The 26,891-nt window shown below is 41.2% G+C and carries 23 protein-coding genes; 3 read left to right on the top strand and 20 right to left on the bottom strand.

Annotated features, from left to right (window positions below; genetic code table 11):
• Positions 1-19: 19 nt before the first annotated feature.
• Positions 20-2,143 (bottom strand): pectate lyase-like adhesive domain-containing protein, encoded by a 2,124-nt coding sequence (locus CSV63_RS13850; RefSeq protein ID WP_143565408.1) that lies wholly within the window; start codon positions 2,141-2,143, stop codon positions 20-22.
• Between the two features lie 367 nt (positions 2,144-2,510).
• Between CSV63_RS13850 and CSV63_RS13845 the strand changes: the two genes are divergently transcribed.
• Entirely contained in the window at positions 2,511-3,422 is a 912-nt protein-coding gene (locus CSV63_RS13845) for an NAD(P)/FAD-dependent oxidoreductase (protein ID WP_233192114.1), read from the top strand.
• A 44-nt stretch (positions 3,423-3,466) separates the two neighbouring features.
• On the opposite strand, the gene CSV63_RS13840 is transcribed toward CSV63_RS13845, so the two are convergent.
• The 4 genes from CSV63_RS13840 to CSV63_RS13825 all read right to left on the bottom strand — a co-directional run bounded on the left by CSV63_RS13840 (position 3,467) and on the right by CSV63_RS13825 (position 9,518).
• A complete protein-coding gene (locus tag CSV63_RS13840; RefSeq protein WP_233192125.1) occupies positions 3,467-5,140 on the bottom strand; it encodes a glucosaminidase domain-containing protein in 1,674 nt (557 codons plus the stop codon).
• Between the two features lie 196 nt (positions 5,141-5,336).
• Positions 5,337-6,476, bottom strand: coding sequence for an alanine dehydrogenase (gene ald / locus CSV63_RS13835; RefSeq protein WP_099696346.1), 1,140 nt, complete (start codon positions 6,474-6,476; stop codon positions 5,337-5,339).
• A gap of 179 nt (positions 6,477-6,655) precedes the next feature.
• Entirely contained in the window at positions 6,656-8,029 is a 1,374-nt protein-coding gene (locus tag CSV63_RS13830) for an aspartate aminotransferase family protein (RefSeq protein WP_099696345.1), read from the bottom strand.
• 19 nt (positions 8,030-8,048) lie between these two features.
• On the bottom strand, positions 8,049-9,518 hold the full coding sequence (locus tag CSV63_RS13825; protein WP_099696344.1) for a CoA-acylating methylmalonate-semialdehyde dehydrogenase: 1,470 nt from the start codon (positions 9,516-9,518) through the stop codon (positions 8,049-8,051).
• Between the two features lie 149 nt (positions 9,519-9,667).
• On the opposite strand from CSV63_RS13825, the gene CSV63_RS13820 reads away from it, so the two are divergent.
• The gene (locus CSV63_RS13820; protein ID WP_099696343.1) at positions 9,668-11,284 is read left to right on the top strand and encodes a PucR family transcriptional regulator; all 1,617 of its coding nucleotides are present in this window, start codon (positions 9,668-9,670) and stop codon (positions 11,282-11,284) included.
• A 94-nt stretch (positions 11,285-11,378) separates the two neighbouring features.
• Here CSV63_RS13820 and CSV63_RS13815 read toward each other — a convergent pair whose 3' ends face one another.
• The 13 genes from CSV63_RS13815 to CSV63_RS13760 all read right to left on the bottom strand — a co-directional run bounded on the left by CSV63_RS13815 (position 11,379) and on the right by CSV63_RS13760 (position 24,665).
• A complete protein-coding gene (locus CSV63_RS13815; RefSeq protein WP_099696342.1) occupies positions 11,379-11,864 on the bottom strand; it encodes a hypothetical protein in 486 nt (161 codons plus the stop codon).
• A 19-nt stretch (positions 11,865-11,883) separates the two neighbouring features.
• Positions 11,884-13,434 carry a sodium/proline symporter gene (locus tag CSV63_RS13810; protein ID WP_099696341.1) on the bottom strand — a complete coding sequence of 517 codons (1,551 nt, stop codon included), beginning with the start codon at positions 13,432-13,434 and terminating at the stop codon, positions 11,884-11,886.
• A gap of 20 nt (positions 13,435-13,454) precedes the next feature.
• A complete protein-coding gene (locus CSV63_RS16680) occupies positions 13,455-13,601 on the bottom strand; it encodes a hypothetical protein (protein ID WP_199171330.1) in 147 nt (48 codons plus the stop codon).
• Between the two features lie 276 nt (positions 13,602-13,877).
• Complete coding sequence (locus CSV63_RS13805; protein ID WP_099696340.1) at positions 13,878-15,503, bottom strand: amidohydrolase; 1,626 nt, start codon at positions 15,501-15,503, stop codon at positions 13,878-13,880.
• A 39-nt stretch (positions 15,504-15,542) separates the two neighbouring features.
• The gene (locus CSV63_RS13800) at positions 15,543-17,006 is read right to left on the bottom strand and encodes a sodium:solute symporter family protein (RefSeq protein ID WP_099696407.1); all 1,464 of its coding nucleotides are present in this window, start codon (positions 17,004-17,006) and stop codon (positions 15,543-15,545) included.
• Entirely contained in the window at positions 17,006-17,230 is a 225-nt protein-coding gene (locus tag CSV63_RS13795) for a hypothetical protein (protein ID WP_099696339.1), read from the bottom strand. The genes CSV63_RS13800 and CSV63_RS13795 overlap by 1 nt, the downstream gene beginning before the upstream one ends.
• Before the next feature lie 35 nt (positions 17,231-17,265).
• Positions 17,266-18,519: a M20 family metallo-hydrolase gene (locus tag CSV63_RS13790; RefSeq protein ID WP_099696338.1), complete on the bottom strand. Its 1,254-nt coding sequence runs from the start codon at positions 18,517-18,519 to the stop codon at positions 17,266-17,268.
• Between the two features lie 512 nt (positions 18,520-19,031).
• Positions 19,032-19,967, bottom strand: coding sequence for a ribose ABC transporter substrate-binding protein RbsB (rbsB, locus tag CSV63_RS13785; RefSeq protein ID WP_099696337.1), 936 nt, complete (start codon positions 19,965-19,967; stop codon positions 19,032-19,034).
• A 15-nt stretch (positions 19,968-19,982) separates the two neighbouring features.
• Positions 19,983-20,924: a ribose ABC transporter permease gene (gene rbsC, locus CSV63_RS13780; protein WP_099696336.1), complete on the bottom strand. Its 942-nt coding sequence runs from the start codon at positions 20,922-20,924 to the stop codon at positions 19,983-19,985.
• Positions 20,911-22,407 carry a sugar ABC transporter ATP-binding protein gene (locus tag CSV63_RS13775; protein WP_099696406.1) on the bottom strand — a complete coding sequence of 499 codons (1,497 nt, stop codon included), beginning with the start codon at positions 22,405-22,407 and terminating at the stop codon, positions 20,911-20,913. The genes rbsC and CSV63_RS13775 overlap by 14 nt, the downstream gene beginning before the upstream one ends.
• Before the next feature lie 16 nt (positions 22,408-22,423).
• Complete coding sequence (gene rbsD, locus CSV63_RS13770; RefSeq protein ID WP_099696335.1) at positions 22,424-22,813, bottom strand: D-ribose pyranase; 390 nt, start codon at positions 22,811-22,813, stop codon at positions 22,424-22,426.
• Positions 22,810-23,688: a ribokinase gene (gene rbsK, locus CSV63_RS13765; RefSeq protein ID WP_099696334.1), complete on the bottom strand. Its 879-nt coding sequence runs from the start codon at positions 23,686-23,688 to the stop codon at positions 22,810-22,812. Before rbsK ends, rbsD begins: the two co-directional genes overlap by 4 nt.
• Positions 23,688-24,665: a LacI family DNA-binding transcriptional regulator gene (locus CSV63_RS13760; RefSeq protein ID WP_099696333.1), complete on the bottom strand. Its 978-nt coding sequence runs from the start codon at positions 24,663-24,665 to the stop codon at positions 23,688-23,690. Before CSV63_RS13760 ends, rbsK begins: the two co-directional genes overlap by 1 nt.
• Before the next feature lie 266 nt (positions 24,666-24,931).
• Between CSV63_RS13760 and CSV63_RS13755 the strand changes: the two genes are divergently transcribed.
• Positions 24,932-25,252, top strand: a complete 321-nt coding sequence (locus CSV63_RS13755; protein WP_099696332.1) for a GRAM domain-containing protein — start codon at positions 24,932-24,934, stop codon at positions 25,250-25,252.
• Positions 25,253-25,381: 129 nt separating this feature from the next.
• On the opposite strand, the gene CSV63_RS13750 is transcribed toward CSV63_RS13755, so the two are convergent.
• Both CSV63_RS13750 and CSV63_RS16545 read right to left on the bottom strand, forming a co-directional pair.
• The gene (locus CSV63_RS13750) at positions 25,382-26,365 is read right to left on the bottom strand and encodes a nuclease-related domain-containing protein (RefSeq protein ID WP_099696331.1); all 984 of its coding nucleotides are present in this window, start codon (positions 26,363-26,365) and stop codon (positions 25,382-25,384) included.
• 262 nt (positions 26,366-26,627) lie between these two features.
• The coding region (locus CSV63_RS16545; protein WP_099696330.1) for a hypothetical protein at positions 26,628-26,891 on the bottom strand (264 nt) is incomplete at its 5' end.

Below are 26,891 nucleotides of genomic sequence, written 5' to 3'. Positions count from 1 at the left end.
TTATGAAACGTTATATACATTACTGGCTAACTTTAAAAGGAATTATTAACTTATATGAGATATTACTAATTGTTATAAAGAATTCTGCTTCATACACAACCGCGGGTTCCCAAGAAAATGAATCTGGTAATTTAATAACGTGTTCTTCACTTGTATTAGAACTTAATTCAATATTCTCGATATCGTATACTTGTTTATTACTTTTATTTATCAAACGTTCAAATTTCCAGTTGTTTTCTATTTTAAAACTATCACTTACGTGTAAATTTGAATTATTATCCAATTCAAATTTTGTGTTATTTAAGTCATTTATTATTAATTGTTCTGTCGTAGTTAACATTCTAATATCTTCAAGGTCCCCAGGCTTAACCTCTTCCAGCTTACCAAGTTTTATTTTTAAAATATCATTCAACCTATCCAAATTATTCACCTTAACTTTATTACCGGTAAGTTCAATTTTCTCTAATTCTTCATTTATTGTTATTTTTGTGGTTATTCTATCGATCTCGGTATATGAAACAAAGTGAATGCCCTTAGCGCCTTGTAACAGCTCAACTTCATTAAATTTACCTTGCAAGTGAACTTTACCCGCGCCTTGTAAATGCAATGACGGAAATTCATTGGCTATTAATTCTCCAGTTGAAGCTGTCGTAACTATCCTAATCGGCTCCTCATTTTTAAGGATTATACCGCCAGCAGATTTAAAATTATTTAAGTAGATAGAGTTCGTTCCGCCGCTCACTATTTTAGTATGAGGATCTGACGTATTCCCATTTACATTAACGTCATCCAATACAGCAGTTCCTTCCTTACCTACGTCCACCGTTAAATTACCTGTGATTGTTGTTTTTTCTAGACGAATAAGACGTTTTTCGCCAATTCCTAGTACAACATCTCCCGTTATATTACCTCCAGAAATGATTACATCACGATTAACTATAAACGGTTCAGTATTTGTCAAAGTGATGTTGTTTTTCAATTTAATTTTCTTCAGCTTATCATTCTTTAATGCCATATTAAATTGATCGCGTGTTTCTACAACGGCTTCATTACCAACCGAATATACAACCCCAAAGTCATCCAATTTACCAAGAGTAGTTTCCTGCATAATATCATTTAGCAAGGTAGGTGAAGCCATAAAGTCGTAAAGGGATATTGGCTTACCATACAATTTAGGATTTGCTTTTACATAATCATTAATTTTGAAGTCTTTTTGAGGATCATTTACACGCATTTTAAAATTTCTGGTTTCAAGTTTACGCCCATCTTTACTATATGCTGTTAATTGAATTTGATCATTATATTCATTACAGTCATCTTCTTTAGCAGTGGGATCTTTACATACAATCGTATCAATTCCTGCTTGACCTAAAGAAAAACCATTGACTCCTGCAGTCGACCGATCCAAGTCCCTCGAATGTTCTGAATCTATGCCTGTACCCAATTTTACTTTCATACGTGTCGCTGCCGGATCTGCAATTACATCAATATTTGATAGGTTGGGTGATTGTTTACTTGCTGCATCTCCTGGACCAACTGCTTCAATATAACGATGTATCGTCTCAATCTTTGTCATATAAACAGGTGGCACCTGAATCATTACATTACGGGGTTCATTATATTTAAAAATATTAGTATTAATATTTTTTGCATTTTCGACATCAAGAAATATTGAATTGAACCCAGGCGTCAAATCATAAAATTTAAACGGCAATACATAGTCAGTAATCTGATCAAAATACAACTTTCCTTGCTTGATCACTAACCGCAAGTCATCTTTACCAACATGATCAATTAACTCTAAATTCTTGAATGTAATAATGAGTTTATTTGTTGCAGATGAAGTTGGCGGTGTAACCGAAGCGATAATTGGAACTACTACTCCTTTACCATCTACTATTTGTTCTACGTAGACATCGCTAGGCAGAATCGGGTTAATTTCTTTATCAAAAGTAATTACCATCTGTTTAGCACCTTTAAATCCATTATACTCTTTGTCCGTAACTTCAAACTCATACTCATAAGGCTTCTTCTCAACAGGCTCCGGAGTTCCCGGCTTCACCGCTGCATCGGCCTTCAACCCCGCACCAAGCACACCGACCAACAGTATCAGTGCAAATACCGCTTTCCAAAATTGTCTCATTTCCTTATTCTCCCCCACTTGATAAATTTGATGTTGCAATAAATAGCCAGTAACGTCTTTTATACTAAATTTCCGACCTAAACACATGGCTATATAAAAATAAAGTCTCCTTCTTCATTTATCGGCATTAATAGCCATTTATTAAGAATCTAGAACCGGTCCTTTTAACCTAATTGTCCAGTTTGAAATATACATGATAAACCGTAAAGCATCGAACGTATCTCTATTAGCTAAAGACAAGATATGTTCTCGCATTTTCCCAACAGTTCTGTGCTATTTTCTCCAATTTTTACACACTCCAGTTTACTTCAGACGTTTCAAGGGAAGTCCTATAAACAAAATGGAATGAAAAGGGATGAAAATAGCAATGATCTATGAATGTGCAATCATTGGTGGCGGACCCGCTGGATTAAGTGCAGCTTTAGTGCTCGGACGGGCAAGGCGGAATATTATTGTATTCGATGATGATCATGCAAGAAACCGCGTCTCCCGTGCATCACATGGATTTTTAACGCGAGACGGTGTGCCACCTTCGGAATTACGGAAGATTGGGCGGGAGGAACTGACGCAGTATCCGTCTGTAACATTTCACCATCAAAAAGTTGTTGCAGTTGAACGATTGGATGAATCACATTATGAGTTGATGACAGCAGACGGCAGGACGTTCCGCACACAGAAAGTACTTCTTGCTGTCGGTTTGCGTGATGAACAGCCTAATGTGCCTGGTATTGAGCGCTTTTATGGCACATCCATCTTCAGTTGTCCGTATTGTGACGGCTGGGAATTACGCGATCGTTCATTGGCTGTATTTGCAGATAAGAATGTGTTTAAATTAGCCACAGAAGTGTATACATGGAGCCGGGATCTGATTGTTTTCACAGGTGGAGAAGGTCAGCTGACGACGGAAGAACAAAAGAAGTTGAGTGCGAAAGGAATTCAAATTGTCGATGATATCATTTCGGGCCTTGAAGGAGAAGACGGGCAACTGCACAGTGTGCGGCTTGAAGACGGTACATTGATAGACCGCGCAGGTGGATTTGCCACTCCTCGCTGGAGTCATCCCAATCATTTCGCGCAAGACTTAGGGTGTGAGCGCAATAAATACGGTGGGATTTTAACCGATGAATACGGCCGGACAACCGTTTGGAATGTCTATGCAGCGGGTGATGTTTCACATATCGTCCCTTCGCAGCTACTAGTCGCAGCAGGAACCGGGAGCGCTGCGGCTATAGGAATTAACGGTGACTTGACGAAAGAGTTTTTCACGCGGATGGACTAAAAATACCCCTTACCGATAATGTAGGTAAGGGGTTGTTTCCGTGTTCATTGCCATTCTAACGGATCTACAAAATCTCCGTGCACGTATACTGTGTCATATGGAGCTTTATCTGAACGAATTTTGATCCATGGCGCTTCAGGTATTTGATCATCCAAAATAATAAGTGGCATGCCCATCTTGTGATATTTATATATGGTCGGCGTGCCTGGGACTGATGAAGGTATAGGACGTACATTCAAACTGGACGGATTCGTCAATCCAATCTTCAGTTGGTTCGCCAATTCTTTCCCGCCCATCGAACGATCCATTCGATACAAATGCCCTGCGATTTTAGAACCCCAGTATGGATCGGATGCATATTTAACGTTCATGCCGACTGCTTTATTACCGAAATTCGTTCCATTCGCATATTTGGCTTGAGGCGGTAAGTAATTTCTATTCAAAAAGGCATTGACCAGTTCTTGAATATTTGCGCTTACGGAATCAAAGTTTTTATTCAACGGATTATCATCTGTTACGTACATACCGAATAAATTATTGGATTCCAGCGCGTGCTTACTGAGTCCATACTGACTTTCATGCTGTGCAAGCGCTAGTATATGCATCGCATTGACATGATTCTCTCTTTCAATTCGCTTCAATTCTGAGCCCAACCCGATTAATTTACTTCTCGTTGTTGCATTTTTATAAATTGTGGAATTAGGATTGTTGGTCTCAAGGATACTTAGCTGTTTCATAATATACGCATCCAACTCTTCAGCTGTATAGCGTGTCATGCTACGCATCGGCACGTACTGGAAGTATTGATGAGCCGTGCCAATCAAAACTCCTGCTTCATTATGGAAATGACTGCCGTCCGTGCTGTAATACTTTACCCCTTCCTGCATGAAGCTTGGGGCAGCACCCATTTCATACGATGCGAACGTCTTTGTCCTATGTGAATAAATCGAATGATAGAGTGAACGATTCAACACTTTATAATAGGTGCGATCCGTTACGGTCTGACTTGGTAGCATCGTTGCATTTTGTGGCTTGATGTAAAAGTTTCTTCCTGCCAGCTCGACTTTTACAGAAGTGGCTGTCGAGTCAACATACACAAGTTCCGTGTCTGCTGGTACATATGTTTCTTGAGTTTTCAAGGCTTGATCAGCATACAAAATGGTCAATGAGCTGCCACCGTATGCCACGGTTGAAATAAGCCCTTTCGGCATGTGGATGATATTGTTTTGGAACAGCACGACTTGATTGCTATTCATACGGCTGGCCGCTGCTTCAAAACTTGGAAACCTTTCCACTGTGCTAGTCGTGCCATTGGCTTGTACATTCGCCAAGTCATATGTAATTCCCGCTTTAATGGAAAACGTTTTAGTAACCGGTGCATTTAATGGTTGGTTATCTGTATTATGCACAGCTTGTGTGATATGCAATGTGTACGTTTCGCCACTACGATAGTTTCCTGTTGGCGGTGCGATATGTACTTTCTTGTCTGAGTCTGAGTATGTTATTTCATTGTTCTGCGTTGTTCCTTTAGAGTCTTTGATATAAATTGTGCTTTCGCTGACCGTATCTTTATTTACCGGTTTATTGAACGTAATAGTCCACGGCTTGTCCGGATTTTGATCAGGTGAATGGTCCGGCCAAGTAGCTGCTTCGGTTGACAGCGTCATCACTAAGGTAATCAGAACGGCGAACAAAGTAGATGGGATACATTTCGTCATGAATTTCAAATCTAGCAACCTCCTTTTGATGTCGATTATACAGGATTTTACTAGATTTACCATGTAGAATGAAAGATTTTCTCATTAGTATAAAGAGAAAAAGTCCCTCTACCACACTATATTTTTTCAAAATATAGTGTGGTAGAGGGACCCATTTCATTTATACATAATGACAAGTGAATATATGACGATGCTTTTAAGTATTCGCTACTAAACCATCGTTTTCTATTATAGAGATTGAAGATGTGTAATGTAAGCCCTGTGCTTCTGCAACGGCTTTGTATGTTACATGACCATTCATAGTATTTAAACCTTTTCGAAGTGCTTCATTGTCTAGTAGCGCTTGTCTGCATCCTTTATTGGCAATTTGAAGCGCGTAAGGAACGGTCACGTTGGTTAATGCTACGGTTGACGTTTGCGGTACTGCACCTGGCATATTCGCGACTGCATAGTGTACTACACCATGTTTTGTATAGATCGGGGCATCGTGTGTCGTTACACGATCTGATGTTTCAAAAATTCCTCCTTGATCGATTGCGATATCCACAAGAACCGATCCAGGTTTCATAGATTGAACCATTTCTTCAGAGACGAGCTTAGGTGCTTTAGCTCCCGGTATGAGCACCGCACCAATCACAAGGTCTGCTTCTTTGACTGATTCTGCGATAGTATGTGGATTTGAAACCAGTGTCTGAATGTGATTGCCAAAAATATCATCCAATTGCCGTAAACGATCTACTGACAAATCCAATACGGTTACGTGAGCACCCATCCCGATCGCAATACGTGCAGCATTTGTTCCTGCCTGCCCACCGCCAATGACTACGACATTCCCTCGAGAAACACCCGGTACCCCAGCGAGTAAAATGCCTTTTCCACCATTCGTTTTTTCAAGAAATTGAGCACCGATTTGTGTTGCCATTCTTCCAGCTACTTCGCTCATCGGCGCGAGCAAAGGCAAAGATTGATTAGGCAACTGAACGGTTTCATAAGCAAGCCCCGTCACTCCACTTTCTAAAAGAGCTTGAGTCAACTCCGTCTCAGATGCTAAATGTAAGTATGTGAATAGGAGTAACCCTTTACGAAAATAACGATATTCAGAGGCAATGGGTTCCTTTACTTTCATAACCATTTCAGCGCTCCATGCTTCTTCCGCTGTCTGAACGATCTTTGCACCCGCATCCATGTAGTCTTCGTCTGTGAAACTTGATCCTAAACCCGCTTCTGTTTCAATAAGTACTTCATGGCCGCACGAGCGAAGTGTGTACACTCCTGCCGGGGTCATCGCTACACGATTCTCGTTATTTTTAATCTCCTTTGGTACACCAATCAACATACCCATTCCTCCTCGGATAAAATGTATACTATTGTATAGTTATCAGTTCGCTGAGATTTAGTGGTATAAGCCATGCATAGTACACGGCGCTACTTGATGTAAAGACAAAGCACCTCTGACTACTTATTGCGACACAAGTCGTCCAGAGGCACCTTTCCTATCAGTACTAGATAGACAACTTATTGTTCATTCTCTTTAAATACTTTTTTAACAACGGATACGATGAAGTCGACATCTTCATCTGTACACGAAAGTGGCGGGCATAGTGCAAGGACATTATTAAATCCTTCTACTGTCTCACCGTTTCGACCAACAATCAGTCCATTTGCTTTACACTCTCCAATAATTTTCGCCATGCGTGCATTCGTTGCAGGTTCTTTTGTCTTCTTATCTTCGACGAGTTCAATTCCCATCAAGAAACCAATACTTCGAATATCTCCTACGTTCGGGTGATCGTGTAAGCATGCAAGTTCATCCGATAGCCGCCCTCCAAGTTCTGCCGCACGATTGATAAGATCTTCGCGTTCTAGAATCTCTAAGTTCTTTAACGCAACTGCACACGCAGCTGGATTTCCACCAAACGTATTGACATGACGGAAATGACTGTAGTCTTCGCTAGTATCAAACTTTTCATAGATATCTTTGCGGATTGCTGTCACGGATAATGGAAGGTATGCACTCGTTAAACCTTTCGCCATCGTTACAACATCTGGTTTCACATTGTAGTGTTGATGTCCAAATGCTTTTCCAGTACGTCCAAACCCGCAAATCACCTCATCGATGATCAAGAGGACACCGTGACGAGTACAGATTTCTTGGACTTTCTCTAAGTACACCGGATGTGGAATTAAGATTCCTCCCCCTGTAATGAGCGGCTCCATAATAATTCCTGCGATCGTATCTTTTTGTTCCCAAATGATTTTTTCTTCAAGCTCCAAAGCACGCTGGATATTATACTCTTCGACCGATATTCCTTCAGGCTTTCGATAGTTATCTGGAGGTGCTACATGTAAGAAGCCTGGCACTAGCGGCTCATACTTGTATTTACGCAACGCTTGGCCCGTAGCAGATAGCGCTCCCATTGAGCTTCCATGATAGGCTCGATAACGGGAGAGGAATTTATATCTGGAAGGTTCTCCGTTCTGCTGGTGATACTGACGAATAAGCTTGAATGCTACTTCATTCGCATCTGAACCACTATTTGAATAAAAGATCTTATAGTCATCGCCTAGCATTTCATTTATTTTGGCGGCCAGTTCAATTGCCGGTCCATGGCTTTGTGTCATGGGTACATAAGAAAGCTTTTTCATTTGCTCATATGCTACTTTTGCTATCTCTTCTCTTCCATAGCCTACGTTGACACACCATAGTCCTGACATCCCATCTAAATACCGATTACCTTCATGATCTGTTATCCAAGCATTTTCCCCACTTTCGATAATCATCGGTGGATTTTTTTCATTATATGCTGAAATATGCTGCCAAACTTTATTCCGATTTTTTTCTATTAAGGACTTTTTATTATTCTGATCTTGTTCATGTAATGTTTTCAATAACTTTCCTCCCTTTTTATCAATATTCGTGACGTGCGGTTAACATTTTCTTACGTGTGTAGAATTCGATACCATCACGGCCATTTGCATGTAAATCCCCATAAAATGACTTCTTATAGCCCGAGAATGGGAAGAATGCCATAGGGGCTGGTACACCCAGATTGATACCGAGCATCCCTGCATCAATTTCTTCTCGGAATTGACGAATCGCCTTCGAGCTATCTGTATACAAACATGCACCATTTGCAAAGTCTGATTGATTTGTAAGTTCAATCGCATCATCCAATGTTTCTACTCTGATTACTGAAAGTACCGGTGCAAATATTTCTTCTTTCCAAATACGCATTTCGGTTGTAACCCCTTCAAAAATCGTAGGCCCTACGAAATACCCCCCTTCAGAAGTAGATGGATCGTCTCGGCCGTCGCGTACAAGAGTTGCCCCTTCTTCAATCCCCGCTTCGATATAAGCAAGTGTTTTATCTTTATGGGAATCTCGAATGACAGGTCCAAGGAATACTCCTTCTTCTAAACCGTTTCCAATCGTTATTTTATTTGCTTCTTCAACTAAACGTTTCACAAGCTGGTCAGCAATATCACCAACTGCAACTACCACTGAAGCAGCCATACATCTTTCGCCAGCAGAACCAAATGCCGCATTAGTAATATTAGTAACTGTTAAATCCAAGTCCGCATCCGGCATAACAATCGAATGATTTTTGGCGCCCGCTAGTGCTTGAACACGTTTGCCATTGGCAGTTCCTGTTTTATATACATGCTCTGCTACCGGCTGTGATCCAACAAATGAAACGGCAGGAATATCGGGATGGTTCAAGATTCCATTAACAATATCCTTTGCGCCATGAACGATATTGAACACACCATTCGGTAATCCCGCTTCTGTTAATAGCTCTGCTAATCTATTTGCCAAGAGTGGTGTACGCTCTGAAGGCTTTAAAATAAATGTATTTCCTGCTGCAATGGCAAGCGGGAACATCCAACAAGGAACCATCATCGGGAAGTTAAAAGGCGTGATACCTCCAACCACTCCTAAAGGATAGCGGTACATACCCGATTCGATGTTTGTGGCAATATCAGGAAGTTGATAGCCCATCATCAACGTAGGCGCTCCCGAAGCAAATTCCACACACTCGATTCCGCGCTGAACTTCACCATAAGCCTCCGTGTAGTTTTTTCCGTTCTCTATAGTAATCAGTTGTGCCAGCTCATCCCAATGAGCAATCAAAAGTTGTTGGTATTTAAATAGAATACGAGCTCTTTGCGGTACAGCTGTTTTCTTCCAAGAAGAAAATGCTTTTTTCGCTGCATTTACTGCAACTTGTAAATCTTCATCAGTCGAAATAGGTACCTCTGCAATAATTTCGCCTGTCGCCGGATTTGGCACTTCTTCATATTGATCAGTGAGTGATTTTACCCATTGTCCATTAATAAAATTTGAAATCGTTTTCTTCCCTGTTACTATTGAATTCATTTTTATTCCTCCCATTCATCTAATCTTGCTTTACAACAAGACTTGAGCTAAACTACTTTCTATAGTTTAACAAGTATTCTGAATACTTTCATTTTACATTGTGTAACATCGTACGAATAATATTTTGACGTTATGGAGGTCTTATTTTCATGAATGAACTTTCTTTGACCGTTCAAGATGTCTTAGCCCGCGAAACTTTCAAGCACGCTAAAGTCATTGCTGGAAGTACCGGTTTGGATCGTCAAGTTAAATGGTCGCACGTATTAGAAGTTAGTGAGTTTAGTTCACTAGTCAATGGCGGTGAAATTATCTTAACAACGGGCCTTCATCTACAACTGGATAACGCAACACAGCTACAGTATGTAAAGCAGCTAATTGAACTAGAAGTTGCCTGTCTGTGTGTTGAAATAGGGCCGTACGTCAGTGAGATCCAACAAGATATTATCACTCTTGCAGATGCACAAAAGTTTCCAATTATCGTATTCGAAAAAGTCGTAAAATTCGTTGACATCACACAAGATTTACATACAGTGATTATTAATCGCCATTATGAAATGCTGTCGAAGTTAGACACATTATCGAGAAGGTTTAATGAGTTAAGTTTAATGCCAAACGGAATCTTAAAGATTCTTCACGAGTTACACTCGCTGTTCAATCAGACGGTGTTGTTTATATCCGATGAAGCGAAATCTTATTACTACCCTGTTGAATCGACTTCGTGGAAAAATAGCATACAAGAATTTCTTAGTGAGAAGACTACGCAAAAGCTAGAACAGGACATCTATACCATCGATGATCAGCCATTTGCCTTGTTCACCATCAATGGTTTAGGCCAATCTCTTGGATATTTATGCCTTCACCTTCCACAGGCAATAAAAGATGAATTGGTCTTTTTAATCTTGGATAGGGCCTCCCTGGCAATTGCTCAAATATTACTTCGGAATCGTACTATTCAAGAGAGAGATCAATACAATGAGGATGGGTTTGTGCGTAACTTACTGCATGGTCGTCCTGTAGATGCAGAAGATATGCAATCCTATTTACCAATGAAAAGTCCGAATACTCATTACAGAATCTTCGTCATTCAGTTGGATACGAATGAAACCACTATAGATGAAAACAGTTGGGAAGAAATCCGCTTACAACAATCTATGATGATTCGTTCTGTCTTTAAACGACATAGTTTCTTTCCAACTATCTCTGTAACTAAAAATGAAATTACAATTATTGCCTCGTTTATCGCTTCGGGTACACATGTAAAAGACATGAATCGTTTCACTCAAGTAACCGAACAGTTAACAGCCATGGACAATGATCAGTTCTTTAACGAACGGAAATATACAGTTGGTATCAGTTTAGTTCACCATAACCACACACACGTAAAAGAAGGATATAAAGAAGCAAAAAGAGTGGTTGAACTTAAACAAAAGTTTGCATTCAAGAGTAATTTTTATGAAGATTTAGGGGTCTATAGACTACTACTTCTTCTCAACGAACAAGGAAACCTTGATAACTATGTAGAAGATTATCTACAAGACCTTATAGATTACGACCTAGAGAACGACAGTAACTTATTCGAAACGCTCCGTATTTATCTTGAATGTGGCGGCTCAAAAAAAGAAACCGCAGATCGTCTATTTATCGTCAGACAAACACTGTATCATCGACTCGAAAAGATTGAATCTATAATGGGAGAGAATTTTATGTCCCCATTAAATCGGATTGCACTTGAAGTAGCTATAATGGCCAGACAAGTTTTACAGTAAATATCATCCCTACCTGTATGCAGCCGCTGCTCGCTTGCATTATGCGAAGAGTGGCTGTATACGACTTCATTTTTAACTTTGACCGTCGAGTCTGTTATAACGGATGATAGCTTCCGCTAATCGCATCCACTATGAGTTGCCCTGACTTTTTATTGTCCAACTTAAAATCTGTTATCCAAAATGGTCGATAAAAGAGAGTCCTTTGAACCTCCGTGATTTTAGGCATCGTAACAAATTTAGCTTTTGAAGAAGCATTGTCAAAAATAAATCTTTCGGCCATCCCCTTCGCTTCTTCCTCTCCAATCCTCAACTCGGGGAACCGACCCACTTCCACTTTCTTTCTAGAAAAGCTTGGCCGAACATCCACCATCGCCCCTCTTCCACCAAGCCCATCGATTGTACAAGCTGCCTTCCCGTTAAATTTCAGCAAGCTTTTAGCACTCACTTGATATTCAAAAAAGTAATAAGGATAGTAAATAATATCTTGGATTTGAAAATAGGTTTCTTTTTCATATTGCTGCAATCCTAGCAATACCTCTTCTTTTGTAAACTCAATTTCTTGTAGCAATATAGCGCTCATAAGTACCTACTCCTGTAAGTTATTTATTGTCTGCTAAAAATTTAGATACATTGTTAGCTTCGGGAGCCAAATCACGTGTAATGTTGCGGTCAAATTCTTTTGAGAATAGACGTTTTTTTCTGGACTGTTCGAACGCTGTCAGTATTTCATCTGATGGTTTACGACCAAATCGACTTCCGATGATCATCCCTAACAGAGATACAAGTAAACCTGCCAAGAACGGATGAAGTCCCGTAGAGGTTTCTAACCCCATGGAAGTCCAAATGATATTTGTTGTAGCACCGCCAATCATTGCACATAAGCAACCGATAGAATTCGCTTTTCTCGAGTAAACCGAAGCAACATACGGAACTAAAAAAGCATTCCCCAATGTACCAAAAGCGAACAAAACCAAGGCAAATACGGATGGTGGCTCATAAATGGCTACTACAACTCCTACTACTCCTCCCAATAGAATGCATAGTCTTGATACAAGAATCATCGTTTTGGGGCTAGCATTTTTGTTGATGAAACGTTGATAGACGTCACGTGAAAGAATAGAGCCTGCTTGCATCAAAATAGAGTCTGCCGTGGACATGACTGCCGACATAATGGCTGAGAGCAATAATGCCGCAAAAATTCCAGGGAATAACGTATACGCTAGCTCCGTAATAATCATTTCTGGATCCGCAATAGTAGGGAGTAAAATAATCCCGATCATTCCTAGAATATATGGTACAAAGATGAAGAATTGATTCCATAGAGCACTGATCATCACTGCACCTTTTACTGTTTTCGTACTCTTCATCGACATATGGCGAACTACCACATGTGGAAGCCCCATATATCCAATTGAGTAAATGAGTATGGCGCCGAGCACCATCCCCCACTGACCATAGTAGGCAAGATCTTTACCCCAAATACTCAAATACGTAGGGTCTACAGCTTTCAATGCAACGTTCAAACCCGTCAGTCCGCCTATATGTAAATAAGCGAGAATACCAATCCCAACGACACCGAGAACCATGATCAAGCCTTGTACAAAAGAAGTGTATGCAACAGCTAAATACCCGCCTGCTACAGTATAGATAATAATGACGCTAATCCCGATAAGCAGAGACAGTTCATACGTAAAACCTGTCAGTGCAGACATTGCCTTACCCGCCGCAATAAACTGCGCGCAAACGTATCCAAATAGAAAGACAATGGAAATGATAGAACCGACCACTCGAACACTCGGGCTTTCAAAACGCTTTTCCAAATATTCAATTGGTGAAAGCGCTCCCAATAATTCAGACATTCTTCTCATTCGCTTACCTAAAACAGACAGGTTAATAATCGATCCACCTGCATCTCCAATCGCGTACCAAATGGCATACCAGCCATATTTAAAGGCCATCGCCGGAGCGCCCATAAACATAAATCCACTCATAGCTGTCGTTTGCATGGTCATAGCAGTGACAGCTGGTCCAAGAGACCGACCACCGAGTAAGTACTGTTCTGTAGAGGCTGACGATCTGCGTGAAAACCACAAGCCAATCGTTAATAGAACTCCTAAGTATATAATGAAAATTATCCCATCCATGCTCATTGAATGCCCTCCCCTCGCGACTACAGATTTTGATTCTGGTCTTTTTCCATCTTCTCTTCCAACTCATCGTCTTTTTTCATTTTAAAGTAGATAATAGTTGCTAACCCTACCCATATGAAAGGCCATGGAACAAACCACCAAAATGTTTCTACAGGAAAACCAAGCATGTATTCACCTCCCGTTTCAATGTACTCTCTATTTTTTAGTCTTGATATAGTATAGTAATAACTTGGTAATCATACGTTGGACATACTGTTATTCCATGTTAAAAATATTTAGTCACTATGTCTTGCATGTCCTATACAATGGATTGATTTACGCTAAGGAATTACTTTAAAGTCCATTGCGAGTAGTATGTTGTATCCCGCTATATTTCTCCATAATAAAAGCCATTCAAAAATCTTGAATGGCTGGTGATTCTTTAAACTAGTATTTAGTACATCTTATTTCCTTTTACTATACTGCTTTTCATACGCTATTTCTCCGTCGATCATCGTCAATTCTACAGTCAGATCTTTAATACTCTCTCTATTGGCTGATAGAATACTTTGATCCAACACAACCAAATCTGCCAATTTGCCTACTTCGATACTGCCTTTTTGTTTTTCATCGAAACTTGCATAAGCCCCCATATAAGTATAGGCTTTGATGGCCTCAAGCACACTCACTCTCTGATAAATCCCAGCATCTTGTCCTGAAATAGTTTTTCTATTCACTGCCGCATGAATACCGAGAAGAGGATTATGATCTACTACAGGCGTATCAGAGGCAAATGCAAAAGGTATTCCCTTTTCCAAATAATCATTTGCTGGATACATCACATGTACACGATCACCGTAAAATTCAAGATAGCTATCACCATTCACATACATAAAAGCGGGGTTCGGAATAACGACAACTCCTAACTCCTTCATCCGTTCCTGCAGATCCTTACTAGCTATTCCGGCATGTTCAATCCGATGACGATGATCTGTCCGCGGGTGTTTCTCCAGCGCTTCTTCAATACAATTCAACACCATTTCAATCGCCCGATCGCCTTGTGCATGTGCAGTAATTTGGTATCCTTTGCGGTGTGCTTCTCCTAAAATTTCATTCATTCTTTCTTGGTCGTAATAGAGTATGCCTGTGTCTGTCGGATCACTATCATACGGTTCCCTTGTGGATAAAGTAGGTCCCGTACTGCTGCCATCTGTAAAGAGTTTAGCAGGTCCAATTTTAAACCATTCATCGCCATCTCCCGTAACTATACTCTCATCAATCATATGTCGGATGAAAGATTCTGAATCTGTCAATGATCCAATGAGGGCATACACTCGGTTTTTTACATCGCCTGAATCTATACTTGTTTTCATCAGCTGTAAAATATCTGGTCCCCAGCCATAACTGCCTGCATCATGTAAACTGGTTATACCGGACTCCACAAATATCTGTGACGCTAATTTCAGTCCTTTTTTTATTTCATCTGCACTATAATCCGCCACATTAAATAGATGCATATGTGCATTTTCAATCATTTTACCTGTCAATTCTCCATGTACATCACGCTCTATCTCACCGCCTGCAGGGTTTTCAGACTTCGATGTGATACCTGCAAGTTCCAATGCCTTGCTATTTGCGATAGACGTATGATTACAAACTCGAATAATTACAATTGGATGTTCAGCAGATATAGCGTCCAGTTCTTGTATAGTAGGGAAACGTTTTTGCTTAACAGCATTTTCATTAAAGCTAGTAACCCGGATCCACTCTCCTTTTGGAGTTTGTTCCGCTTTCTTTTTCATTTTCTCATACAAGATTTCCAACGAATCGATTTCAGGACTTGCACAGTTAATACCGAGCAAGTTCGTTCCATAAATAGTTAAATGTAAGTGCGGATCTATGAAACCTGGAAGAAGGGATTTTCCTTCCAGGTCGATAACTTTCGTATTTTCTCCAATAAACCCGCCAACTTCCTTCATCTGACCAACGCCAATGATTGTATGATCTTTTATTGCTACCGCTTCCATGATGGAGCAATCCTTATCGACTGTGATCACTTCTCCATTAGTAAATACTATATCTGCATGCACTATAAGTCACCTCTCTGTACTTGACTATACATCTATTGATTAGCTACGAATATACGTGTCTTCTTCTTCGCTTCTATCTGATTTTGTAAGTAGGCTTACTACAATCATAATGACGACATTAGCAATCAATCCAATAATTCCAGCGTGAATGCCTAATGGTGTAGTGTCTGCGACTAGTTGGAAATAGAAATTCAATATTGCCCCGACTACTAATCCACTAATCACTCCTTTAGCCGTTGCGCCACGCCAATACAATGCACTGTAAACACCTGGTGCAAATTGTACAATAGCGCCATAAGCTCCCAAGAGTAAGACAATTAATCCTTGACCTCCGAAAATGGTGATAATATAAGCCAATCCACCGATGCCGAATACACCTATACGCATAATCTTTAAAACAGTCTTATCGGATAAATCTTTGAAAATCGTACGAATCACACCGTCTGTCGTTTCCAAGGTGGCGTTGTGCGTAATCGCATCAGCGGATGACATGGCAGCCGCTAGTGCACCAGCGCCAACTAGTCCATACACCCAACCTGGTAGATTCATGACAGTGGTGATCAAGAATGGAAGTACTTGGTCCGCACTTTCAATCAAGTTCGCATCTACAATGCCTTTAGCTGCAAATCCAACCAGCAATAAAGGGACTAGGAATAGTGCGAAGATTGGATAAACCAAAACTGTTTTCTTAATCACTTTGGGGCTGGATGCATAGGACTTCGTGAATAGATGTGGCCACATCAAGAATCCAATTACAGATACTAAAATTGTCGTTGTAAAAGGTATCGTCCCCATAGCAGATCCTTCTTTTCCTATCTGTAAGAATCCAGGGTTTTCAGTTGCAATATTCGTAAACATAACTCCCATTGAGTCGTGTAACTGATTCACAATCGCTATTCCAACAACCCATGAAATAATAATCATGAGTAACCCTTGGAATACGTCAGACCAAGCCGCAGCCCGTAGTCCTCCTGTCGCCACATAAATAACAACAATTCCATATGCTAGAAGAGCGCCGAGCCAAAAAGGAATTCTTCCTTCTGTCATGATATTAAAGATGTGTGCCATTCCTGTTAACTGGGTAGCCAAATATTGAATAGAAGCTAATAATGCGAGTAAACCAACTATTATTCCGAGTGTCTTACTTTTATAACGAATTCTAAAAAATGAAGATAGTGTATACAGATTGAATTTCTTTCCGATTCTAGAGATCTTAGGGCCTATTATATACCAGGGTAGTATCGCAAATGCTGTATAGATAATAATATAATATGCAGGAGCCCCTTTTTCATAGGCCCAACCAGGTGCGCCCAAAAATGAGAATGCGCTAAATACAGCTCCGCCCATCAAGAACCACATGACAATTAACCCCAACTTACCTCCTGCAACAGCAAATTCATCAAGAGAACCGGAATCTCGACCTTTACCCGCCCACACTCCGACAACCAATGCGATGATTAAATAGCCAATCATAATAATTAATGCAATTTGCCAATGCTCCATCATTCATCACCTTCTTCAAATTGATGATCTGGATCAAATTTATACAAAATCAAAACCCCAGAAAACGTGATAAGGATTACTAGAATGATATAGAAAAATGAGAAAGGTAGTCCCATAATGATCGGAGTTGCCCGGTTTGCTATCTCAAATAAAGGAAATATTAATAATAAAAAAGGAATAGTAACGACCAGTATATAAATAGTGGTGAACTTCTTTTTACTCATTCAATCCCTCCATTCGCTATATTCTTTATGAATGATTATTTTTCGCAAGCCATTCTATAAACAGTCTTATAAAGTAACTCCACCCCTAATGCAATATCTTCTGGTGAACTATATTCTTTCGGATTATGACTAATTCCATCTTTTGAACGGACAAAAATCATACCGTAGTCACAGACATAGGACATTTCGAGCGCGTCATGAAAAGGACCGCTCATTAATTCCGGTGGGGTTAAATTCATGTCAGCACTTTCTTCTCTCATGATCTGCATAATATTTTCATCACAAAATCTAGGTTCACTTCGTGTATCTTCACTGATTTTATAAGACAAGCTATGTTCAACCGCAATTTCTTCTAACTCTTGAAGGAAAGCTTGTTCGATCTGATCCCGTCTACTTTCATCAATATCACGCAAATCCACTGTAAACGTAACTTTTTCAGGAATGATATTGCGAGAGTCAGGAAATACTTGCAAACTCCCGACTGTACTTACTGTGGGTGCTCCTTGAACTTCTTGAGCTAACTCATTTAACTTTACAATGACTTTAGCCGCCCCTACTAAAGCATCTTGACGCATAGACATGGGCACAGACCCCGCATGACCCGCCATGCCTTCCATTTCAACCGTCAACCACAAAGGACCTGAAATACCGGTAACAATTCCAACGGGTTCATTCTTCGCTTCCAAAATCGGTCCTTGTTCAATATGAAGCTCTAAAAATGCTGCAATTGTAGAAATGTCAATCAGTGATTCTTGAAACTTTGACGGATCGCAACCAAATTCAATGAGCGCTTCTCGCCTCGCCATTCCATTCTTATCCCTTCGTTCGAGCTCTCCCTCCTCTAATTTACCTAACATGCCTCTAACACCAAACAAGCCTTTATTGAATCGTGAGCCTTCCTCATCAGCAAAAGCACATATCATAATGGGAATTTCAGGCTTTATACCCTTATCATGCAACGTTTCCAACACTTCAATCGCCCCGATTACTCCAAGCGCCCCATCATATCTTCCACCATAAGGTTGTGAATCAATATGCGAGCCCATTACTAAGGCCGGAGCATCATTCGCTACGCCATCCATTCTCCCGATTAAATTTCCAAATTGATCAATTTTCGTCTGTAAACCGATGTCCTCCATATACTTTTTCACATGGAGCACCGCTTCTTTATCTTCAGGTGAGTGTGCAAGTCTAGAGACACCCGTGGAACCAATTTTCCCTATTCTCCCTAACACTTGTAGATTATTATTTACTCTTCCTGCTTGAATTGAAAATGTGGTTGCTTTCATCTAAACACTCCTCTTTGAATGAATCTCCTTGTCATTCAATGTATATTGCATAACAGGGAGGTTCAACTTACTAAATGTAAAGTCCTTGCATAGAAACCAAAACAGATTGTCCATTTAATGTATATAGTTCACATAAAACGATAAGGGTTTACAGTACATGCATATGATAACAACACTCCTTTTATACACTATTGAATGGTAGACGACGTAACTTGGATACGATAGTATGCGAGTCAACCATTCACTTGTACGGGTTATTTGTTTTATTATGGGGTGTGGGTGCTCTATCATAGAGGTATTCGCTCTATAGCGGGTCGTGAACGCTCTATCACACGAGATATCCGCTCTATACGGGGGCGCGAACGCTCTATCACACGAGATATCCGCTCTATATGGGGGCGCGAACGCTCTATTGCCCGTGCTATCCGCTCTATCCCCCTCAAAAAACACAAAAAAAACTCCCCAGCCAAAAAACTTGGCCAGAGAGCTCCTCCTCAAACAAAAACTCACACTTACTCTTTAATTAATTCCAAATCAACTGGAATATCTGCGTCTACCTCTTCACCGTTTAGTGTGGCTACCGCTGCATCCATTGCCTTTGTCCCAATTTCCTCGGGCTTCTGTGCAATCGTAGCGGACAATTTACCGTCTTTTACAGATTTAACCGCGTCGTCTGTTGCGTCGAATCCAATGATTGCGATGTCCTTACCAGCTGACTGAATAGCTTCTAATGCGCCCAACGCCATCTCATCATTATGCGCAAATACGCCTTGGATGCCTGGATTCGATTGTAAAATGTTTTCCATTACCGTTAAACCTTCTGCACGGTTAAAGTTTGCTGTTTGCTTTGTCACGATATTTACTTTGCCGTCCACCGCTTCGTTAAAGCCCGCTCCACGGTCACGTGCCGCGGATGAACCTGCGATCCCTTCAAGCTCTGCCACTTTCGGGTGATCCTCGCCAAGTAACTCCATCATGTATTCTCCAGCTAACACACCGCCCGCTTTATTATCTGAAGCGATGTGGGAAACCACTTCTCCACCTTCTGCTCTACGGTCTACTGTGATGACTGGAACGTTGGAACTGTTTGCCGATTGCACTGCAGAGACAACTGCTTCAGAATCTGTAGGGTTGATTATCAATAAATCTACACCTTGTTGAATCAAATCTTCTACGTCACTCGCTTGTTTAGATGCATCGTCTTGTGCATCGACAACAATTACTTCTGATCCAGATTCCTTCGCCTGTTCTTTCACACCTTCACTCAATGTCACGAAGAATGGATTGTTTAGTGTCGAAACGGAAAGCCCGATTTTATACGCTTTGTCGCTATCTTTTCCAGCCTCGCCTTTTTCGTCTGATGAAGATTTCGAACCGGGTTGATCCAATGAACAAGCAGCCAATACGAGCACGATTGCCATAAGTAGTAACCATTTGATAGTTTTCATTACATTCACATCTCCTTATGCTGTTTTTTTGCGATCTAATAGTACTGCGATTAATATTACTGCACCCTTTACAACCTGTTGGAAGAAAGAGGAAACCCCGATCAAATTCAATCCATTATTTAACACACCAATAATCAAAGCACCTATCAATGTGCCAACAATCCAACCGCGACCACCAGTCAAGCTAGTCCCACCTAGTACAACGGCCGCAATCGCATCGAGTTCAAACATATTACCCGCTGTTGGCTGTGCCGAGTTTAAGCGCGATGTCAAAATTAATGCCGCAATGGCTGTCAGACCGCCTGCCAATGAATACACATAAATCTTCACTCGATCCACATTAATTCCCGAAAGACGTGACGCTTCTTCATTGCCACCGACCGCATACACACGGCGTCCGAATGTCGTTTTCTTCAATATAAAGTACAGCACTGCAAAAGAGATTGCCATCGTGATGACCGGAACTGGGATACCCAAAATATATCCTTTTCCGAGCATTTGGAATGTAAATGAATCGCCAAGTCCTGAAATCGGACGGCCTTCAGTATACACTAAAGTCAATCCACGGAAAATCGTCATCGTCGCGAGTGTCGCGATAAATGGTGCGACCTTTCCTTTCGCAATAATCAAACCGTTAATTGCACCGAGTAGCACACCTAGTAATACGCCGAGTAGCATGGCGAGAATCGGATCCATGCCGCCTGACATCATACCTGCCGTCACGGCACCGGTTAACGCGAGAATCGATCCAACTGATAAATCAATTCCACCTGTCAATATAACAAACGTCATCCCGAACGCAATCAATGCGTTAATGGAAACTTGACGCAATACGTTGAACAAGTTGTTCATCGTTAAAAAACTCGGACTCATAATTGAAATGATGACCACGATTAATAGTAAGCCGATCACCGGTCCTAATTTCTGTAATGACGATTTCATATTAGTCTTGGACAACTTTGTCACCTCCTGTTGCAAAATGCATAATTCGTTCTTGCGTCATTTCTTCTTTCGGTATATCTGCCATCAACTGGCCTTCGTGCATGACGAGCACGCGGTCTGCCATACCGATTACTTCCGGTAATTCGGACGAAATCATCACAATTGCGACACCACGCTCAGCCAATTCATTGATGATGCTGTAAATTTCTTTCTTCGCCCCAACGTCGACACCTCTTGTCGGTTCATCCAAAAATAGAATATCGGGCTCAATACCCAGCCATTTTGCGATAACTACCTTCTGTTGGTTACCGCCACTCAACGACTTGACAATTTGTTCAGGTCCAGATGTACGAACGCCTAAACGTTTAGACATCGTGTCATACAACTGGGTTTCTTTTGTTCGTTGAATGACTCCTGAATTTGAAATTCGATTGAAGTTCGTCAGACACATATTTTCCCGAACCGAAAAATCAAGAATTAACCCTTCCGATTTCCGATCCTCCGTGACATATCCGATGCCGAGCTTTTTCGCTTGCAACGGATTCGAAATAACCACTTGCTTTCCATCAATGAAAATCTTACCCGCAGTCGGTTTCTTAAAGCCGAAAATCGATTGAATCACTTCCGTACGACCGGCACCCATCAATCCAGCGATACCGACAATTTCACCTTTTCGTACTTCAAACGATATGTCTTCAAAATGGTCTCCACGCGCGAGGCCTTCTACTTTCAGCTTCACATCACCGATTTCACATGCACGCGCTGGGAATCGTTCGCCCAGCTCACGTCCGACCATCATCTGTACGATTTCTTCAAACGACGTGTCTTTTATATTCCGCACACCGACGTATTGACCGTCTCGTAAAATCGTAATACGGTCGCACATGGCGAAAATCTCTTCCATTCGGTGTGAAATATACACGAATGAAACACCTTCTGCTTGCAATGCTCGAACGGTTTGAAATAATGTTTCAATTTCACGGTCCGTCAATGCTGCAGTCGGCTCATCCATAATAATTAATTCAGCATTAGAAGAAACCGCCTTCGCTATCTCAATAATCTGCTGTTTACCAACGGATAATTCACGAGTGATTGTGCGCGCATCGACATCCAGACCTAGCTTCGATAAAATTTCTTCCGCTTGCCGATTCATTTCTTTCGTCTTCAAAATCCCGCTTTTGCCAAACGTCTTTTCTTTACCTAAATAAAAGTTCTCAGCCACTGTCAAGTCGGGTAAAATATTAAGCTCTTGGTGAATAACCGCAATTCCCGCTTCTTCCGCTTCCTTGGCGTTCTTGAACTCCACTTTTTCCCCTTTGACCGTGATCTCTCCTGCGTCACGCGTATAAATCCCTGTCAAAATCTTCATCATCGTCGATTTCCCTGCACCGTTCTCTCCCATGAGCGCATGGATTTCTCCTTTGACTACATTAAACTCCACATTGTCGAGTACTTTATTTCCATTAAAACTTTTCGATATCCCGCTCATCGTAATCATTTCTGCACACCCACTTTCAGAATATGACGCCTGATTGTACGATAATATTGGCATAAGGTGTCGCCTCTCCTGTACGAATAATAACTTTCGATTGTCTTGATTGTTCTTTTAATTGATCATGTGTTAGCTCATCTATCGGGCATTCTAGTCGTTTTATTTCACTATACACTGCAGGATTCTCCACTTTTATTTCACTAGCTATATATACTTTTTCCGCTTGAAAGTCCTTCAATAGTTCGTGTAACACCTCAGTGAATCCTGGTTTTCCCAATGTGTAAGAAAGATCGATGCACGGCACGCCTTCAGGAATCGGCAGACCGCAATCTGCAATCGTCAATTGATCGGTGTGACCCATTTTAGCTAGCACAGCCGCAATATCGCGATTGATCATGCCGTGCTTTTTCATCGGCTCTCCTCCAAACGCGCTTCTACCTCGTCAAATGAAGGCATGCCACCTTGTGCGCCGAACTTCTCTACGGAAAGTGATGCTGCCGCATTCGCGAAACGAACTGCTCGTTCCAAATTCATTCCGGCTACAATCCCATGTGCAAGAGCTCCGTTAAACGTATCACCAGCGCCAGTCGTATCCACGGCATTGGTCTCAAAGCTTTCTACGATGACGTGTTTTTCTCCATCGAAGAATCGTGCGCCGTTACTACCGAGCGTGATAATTAAACGGTTCGGATACTTTTCTAATGCACTGATCATATCCATGCCGAAGATCTGTTCACATTCTGTTTCATTCGGCGTCAAATAAGTAATCGAAGGCATCATGTCTAGTTCGAAACCGCTTGCCGGTGCAGGATTTAATATAACTGGAACTCCTATCGCTTGGCACTTCGCTAATGTATAAATGACAGTGGGGATCGGAATTTCAAGTTGAAGCATGACCAATTTACTGCGCTTGATGAGATCTTCTACCTCGTCAATATGAGTTGGCATCAACAAAGAATTGGCGCCCGGTACGACGATAATCCGATTATCTCCTTCTGACAGTAATATATTCGCAATGCCGGAAGCTCCGTCTACAGTACGTACACCGGTGACGCCGACTTTATTCTCCTGAAGATTATTCACAATGCTCGTTCCAAATAAATCATTTCCCACGCAAGCCACCATATGTGTTTCACTACCAAGTCGCGCCGCAGCAATTGCCTGATTCGCTCCTTTTCCACCCGGCACAGTATCGAACACATTTCCAAGAACCGTCTCGCCTTGATCTGGGAAATTCTGTGTGCCCACTACCAAATCCATATTAGCGCTACCAATTACCGTTATCATCATGCTCCACTCCTCGTTGTTTGGCGAATAAGCAACTCTGCCGGAATCAATACTTCATGCTCCGTCAACTCTTGCCCTTCAATTAATTTAATCAACATCCTCGCTGCCATCGCACCAATTCTATATAAATCCTGCGCTACCGTCGTCAAGCCTGGTGTCAATTGGCTCGCGAGCATCGTTCCGTCATATCCAACAATTTGAAGCTGACTCGGCACATGAATACCTGCTGAATAGGCAGCTTTCATTGCGCCTGCTGCCGTCACATCACTGCTCGCAAAAATTCCGTCGATCGATGCTTCCGCCAATACCTTTTTCACCATAGTTTCCGCTACGTCAAACTGAAATGGACATTCAATAATATGTGTATTGATATTCTTCCCCATCACGGCATCATTGAACCCAGCAAATCGATCATCTGCAGGGCCTAATCCTAAAGGTCCGCGCATACAAAGAATATTTGTACAACCGCTATCCAATAAATGCTCCGTCCCTATCCGAGCACCTTCGCGGTTATCCGTCGCAATATACGGTATCGATGAATGAATTCTCCGGTCAATTGCGACAATAGGAATATCCAGCCCTATATAATGTTCCGCTTCCGCATGACTCGTCGCGACAATGAAACCCGCCACATATTTCTGTTGCAGCGTCTTCACATAATTAATTTCCTTCTCCAAATCTTCATCCGAGTTACACAAAATCACCGTGTATCCGTACGCCAACGCTATATCTTCAATCGCACGCGCCAGCTCCGGGAAAAACGGATTGACGATATCCGGAACAATTAAGCCAATAAACGTAGATTGTTTTGTACTAAGCGAACGCGCAATCATACTCGGCTGATAGTTCAACTCTTCAACCGCCTGTGCAATCACGCGTTTCGCCTCTTCACTTATGTATCCTTTATTATTTAAATAGCGTGAAACAGTCGCTACTGAAACCCCAGCCGCTTTAGCTACATCCCGTATATTTGCCAACTATTTCACCTACATTCTGTTCTATGTGGTACCGGTTACACATAATGATAACAGACCGAGTTTTTTAGTGTCAATAGAGATTTGACTCGGGCTTCAGACGGGGTTTATTGAGCGAATATTGGGTTAGATTGAGCGGGTGTTGGGGTGGATAGAGCGGGTGGCGCGGGCATAGAGCGCTTAAGCAAATCAAGATGTCTTGTCCATACATATCTATAGAGGTAAAATGAAAATAAATCATAGATAAAATCCATAGAGGAGAGATCTGCATGATAAATTCTCGGGAAAACGAAATAGTTCAATACGAATTACCGGTGGACTTGCGCAAAAGTATAGATTACGTCAGTGGCAATTTATTTATCACCAATCAGCGTTTCATTTTCCAGCCACGCAATATGCATTTTCAAAGAGAAATTTTGGAATTCAATATTGCTGACATCAATAATATTGACTCTTCGTACGTGTTAGGTATTGTGCCGAACGGAATTACCGTCGAGTTAAAAGATGGTACTCTGCATACATTTGTTTTAGAGAGTTCACTATTTGTGAAATGCGATGAGATTATCAAGACCGTTTGGGATTTGATGTAAATAGAATGAAGATTGAAAGAGCGGTTCGAATTGGTGAACTGCTCTTTTTGTCGAGCCGATTATGCGTAATAGCACGGTTGAATACATTTCTAAGATTAATTACATAAAATAAAAAACTTACATTTAATTTTAGGTATGTAGGGATTCATTCATGAGGAGGATTTTCGATGAAATGTGATGAATTGCTGAACGACCGCTCCCAGTAACATTAGTGTTCGGTGTAGTGAGAAGGCGACGGGCTGTGTGCCGACTATTTATGGATAGGAATTGGCGTAGTTGGTTATTTGTTATGTGGGGTCCAAAAATACAATACCAATCTTGTAGTGCAGGAAAGTGGGCTTTGAGATCACGATGACCACAATGAAGGCATCTCCACGTTTTTGACAGCCAAGTCATTTGGGAGTGCTGACAAGACGTACAAAAAACACCAGACTGTATGTCAGACATACTTACTTCATACTTCCCATGGAGTGGATATGGATGAAAAGCTCGATGATGAGTTTTGAGCTGATGAGCTAGTTGACGAATTTCATCGTTAGATAAAATAGTTTGGTGATTTTCCAACCTTCTCAATCTATTGGGCACCTCATAAGCAAACACTACTTTGTCGGTTGCCAAATTCTCGATAACAAGTTCATTTTGATAAGCGAGAACTACAAAATCTAGAAGCGGTAACTCAGTATCATGATCTTTCAACCAACGTGTCAAAAAATACTTTTTCCTTTCCAACTCTTCTATCGGACTTTTCAAAACCAAACGATTGCCACCCAACTCTTCTTTAATAAACTGAGTAGGATTCTGTGTAATAAAAAGTTTACCGGCCATGTTTTTCACTTCAAAAACTATAATGGCACTCGGCGTTATTAATAGCGAATCGATTTGAAAATATACTTGATCCTGCTGAAGATATAGATCATGAAGAATGGCATACGGATAATCTGGCTTAAACTCCCGCATCTGATAGTCGAAATCTCTCTCCCCACCAAACCCAGCTTGGCTATTGTAACAATCCTTCTGTAACTTCAAGAAGTTCGGATGGTTGGGACGTAGCCTCTTTAGCAACACTTGCTGACCAACTAAAATTTCAGGAACTTTCCTTTGCTTATAAATCAATACAAATTACCCCCTTTTGTGTTCCTATAAGTATAGCAAGGAGGTAACCATTTGAGAACATTTGTGTGATTTTTGAATTTCAGTGTTAAATTGAGGGACACTTTTCAATTCTACTAGCATTTAGGGTAATGAAATTGAAAAGTTGAGTTGAAATGTATTCATGTAACGCCTTATTTGATGGGAATAATTACATTTATTTGACCAATTAATGAACTTCTCTCACTTTACCTGGCCATTTATGACGTGTCACTTGTATGAGACATTAAAACAATGAGAAATTTTCAAAGATAGGCGGCGGAATAGCGCGATGTTGCATGACTTTGGCGCGGTTCAGAGCAGCATTAGCGCGGTGTTGCATGACTTTAGCGCGGTCCATAGCAGCAATAGCGCGATGTTGGACGACTTTAGCGCGGTTCATTGCGGCAATAGCGCGGTGTTGGACGACTTTGGCGCGGTTCAGAGCGACAATTGCGCGATGTGGCATGACTTTAGCGCGGTTCTGAGCGGAAATAGCGCGGTGTGGCAT

Source organism: Sporosarcina sp. P34, from assembly GCF_002743375.1.
In the GTDB taxonomy this organism is placed as follows: Bacteria; Bacillota; Bacilli; order Bacillales_A; family Planococcaceae; genus Sporosarcina.
The sequence above is the reverse complement of the archived record's forward strand: the minus strand, read 5'-3'. Positions and strand labels throughout refer to the sequence as shown.

Excerpts from the sequence above, each read along its gene's own strand:
- CSV63_RS13845 (WP_233192114.1), top strand. The coding sequence starts at position 2,511 with ATGATCTATGAATGTGCAATCATTGGTGGCGGACCCGCTGGATTAAGT.
- CSV63_RS13810 (WP_099696341.1), bottom strand. The coding sequence starts at position 13,434 with ATGAGCATGGATGGGATAATTTTCATTATATACTTAGGAGTTCTATTA.
- CSV63_RS16680 (WP_199171330.1), bottom strand. The coding sequence starts at position 13,601 with ATGCTTGGTTTTCCTGTAGAAACATTTTGGTGGTTTGTTCCATGGCCT.
- CSV63_RS13775 (WP_099696406.1), bottom strand. The coding sequence starts at position 22,407 with ATGATTACGATGAGCGGGATATCGAAAAGTTTTAATGGAAATAAAGTA.
- CSV63_RS13795 (WP_099696339.1), bottom strand. The coding sequence starts at position 17,230 with ATGAGTAAAAAGAAGTTCACCACTATTTATATACTGGTCGTTACTATT.
- ald (WP_099696346.1), bottom strand. The coding sequence starts at position 6,476 with ATGTTGATTGGTGTACCAAAGGAGATTAAAAATAACGAGAATCGTGTA.
- CSV63_RS13840 (WP_233192125.1), bottom strand. The coding sequence starts at position 5,140 with ATGACGAAATGTATCCCATCTACTTTGTTCGCCGTTCTGATTACCTTA.
- CSV63_RS13790 (WP_099696338.1), bottom strand. The coding sequence starts at position 18,519 with ATGAAAGCAACCACATTTTCAATTCAAGCAGGAAGAGTAAATAATAAT.
- CSV63_RS13820 (WP_099696343.1), top strand. The coding sequence starts at position 9,668 with ATGAATGAACTTTCTTTGACCGTTCAAGATGTCTTAGCCCGCGAAACT.
- CSV63_RS13850 (WP_143565408.1), bottom strand. The coding sequence starts at position 2,143 with ATGAGACAATTTTGGAAAGCGGTATTTGCACTGATACTGTTGGTCGGT.
- CSV63_RS13825 (WP_099696344.1), bottom strand. The coding sequence starts at position 9,518 with ATGAATTCAATAGTAACAGGGAAGAAAACGATTTCAAATTTTATTAAT.
- CSV63_RS13815 (WP_099696342.1), bottom strand. The coding sequence starts at position 11,864 with ATGAGCGCTATATTGCTACAAGAAATTGAGTTTACAAAAGAAGAGGTA.
- rbsD (WP_099696335.1), bottom strand. The coding sequence starts at position 22,813 with ATGAAAAAGCACGGCATGATCAATCGCGATATTGCGGCTGTGCTAGCT.
- CSV63_RS13755 (WP_099696332.1), top strand. The coding sequence starts at position 24,932 with ATGATAAATTCTCGGGAAAACGAAATAGTTCAATACGAATTACCGGTG.
- rbsK (WP_099696334.1), bottom strand. The coding sequence starts at position 23,688 with ATGATAACGGTAATTGGTAGCGCTAATATGGATTTGGTAGTGGGCACA.
- rbsB (WP_099696337.1), bottom strand. The coding sequence starts at position 19,967 with ATGAAAACTATCAAATGGTTACTACTTATGGCAATCGTGCTCGTATTG.
- CSV63_RS13800 (WP_099696407.1), bottom strand. The coding sequence starts at position 17,006 with ATGGAGCATTGGCAAATTGCATTAATTATTATGATTGGCTATTTAATC.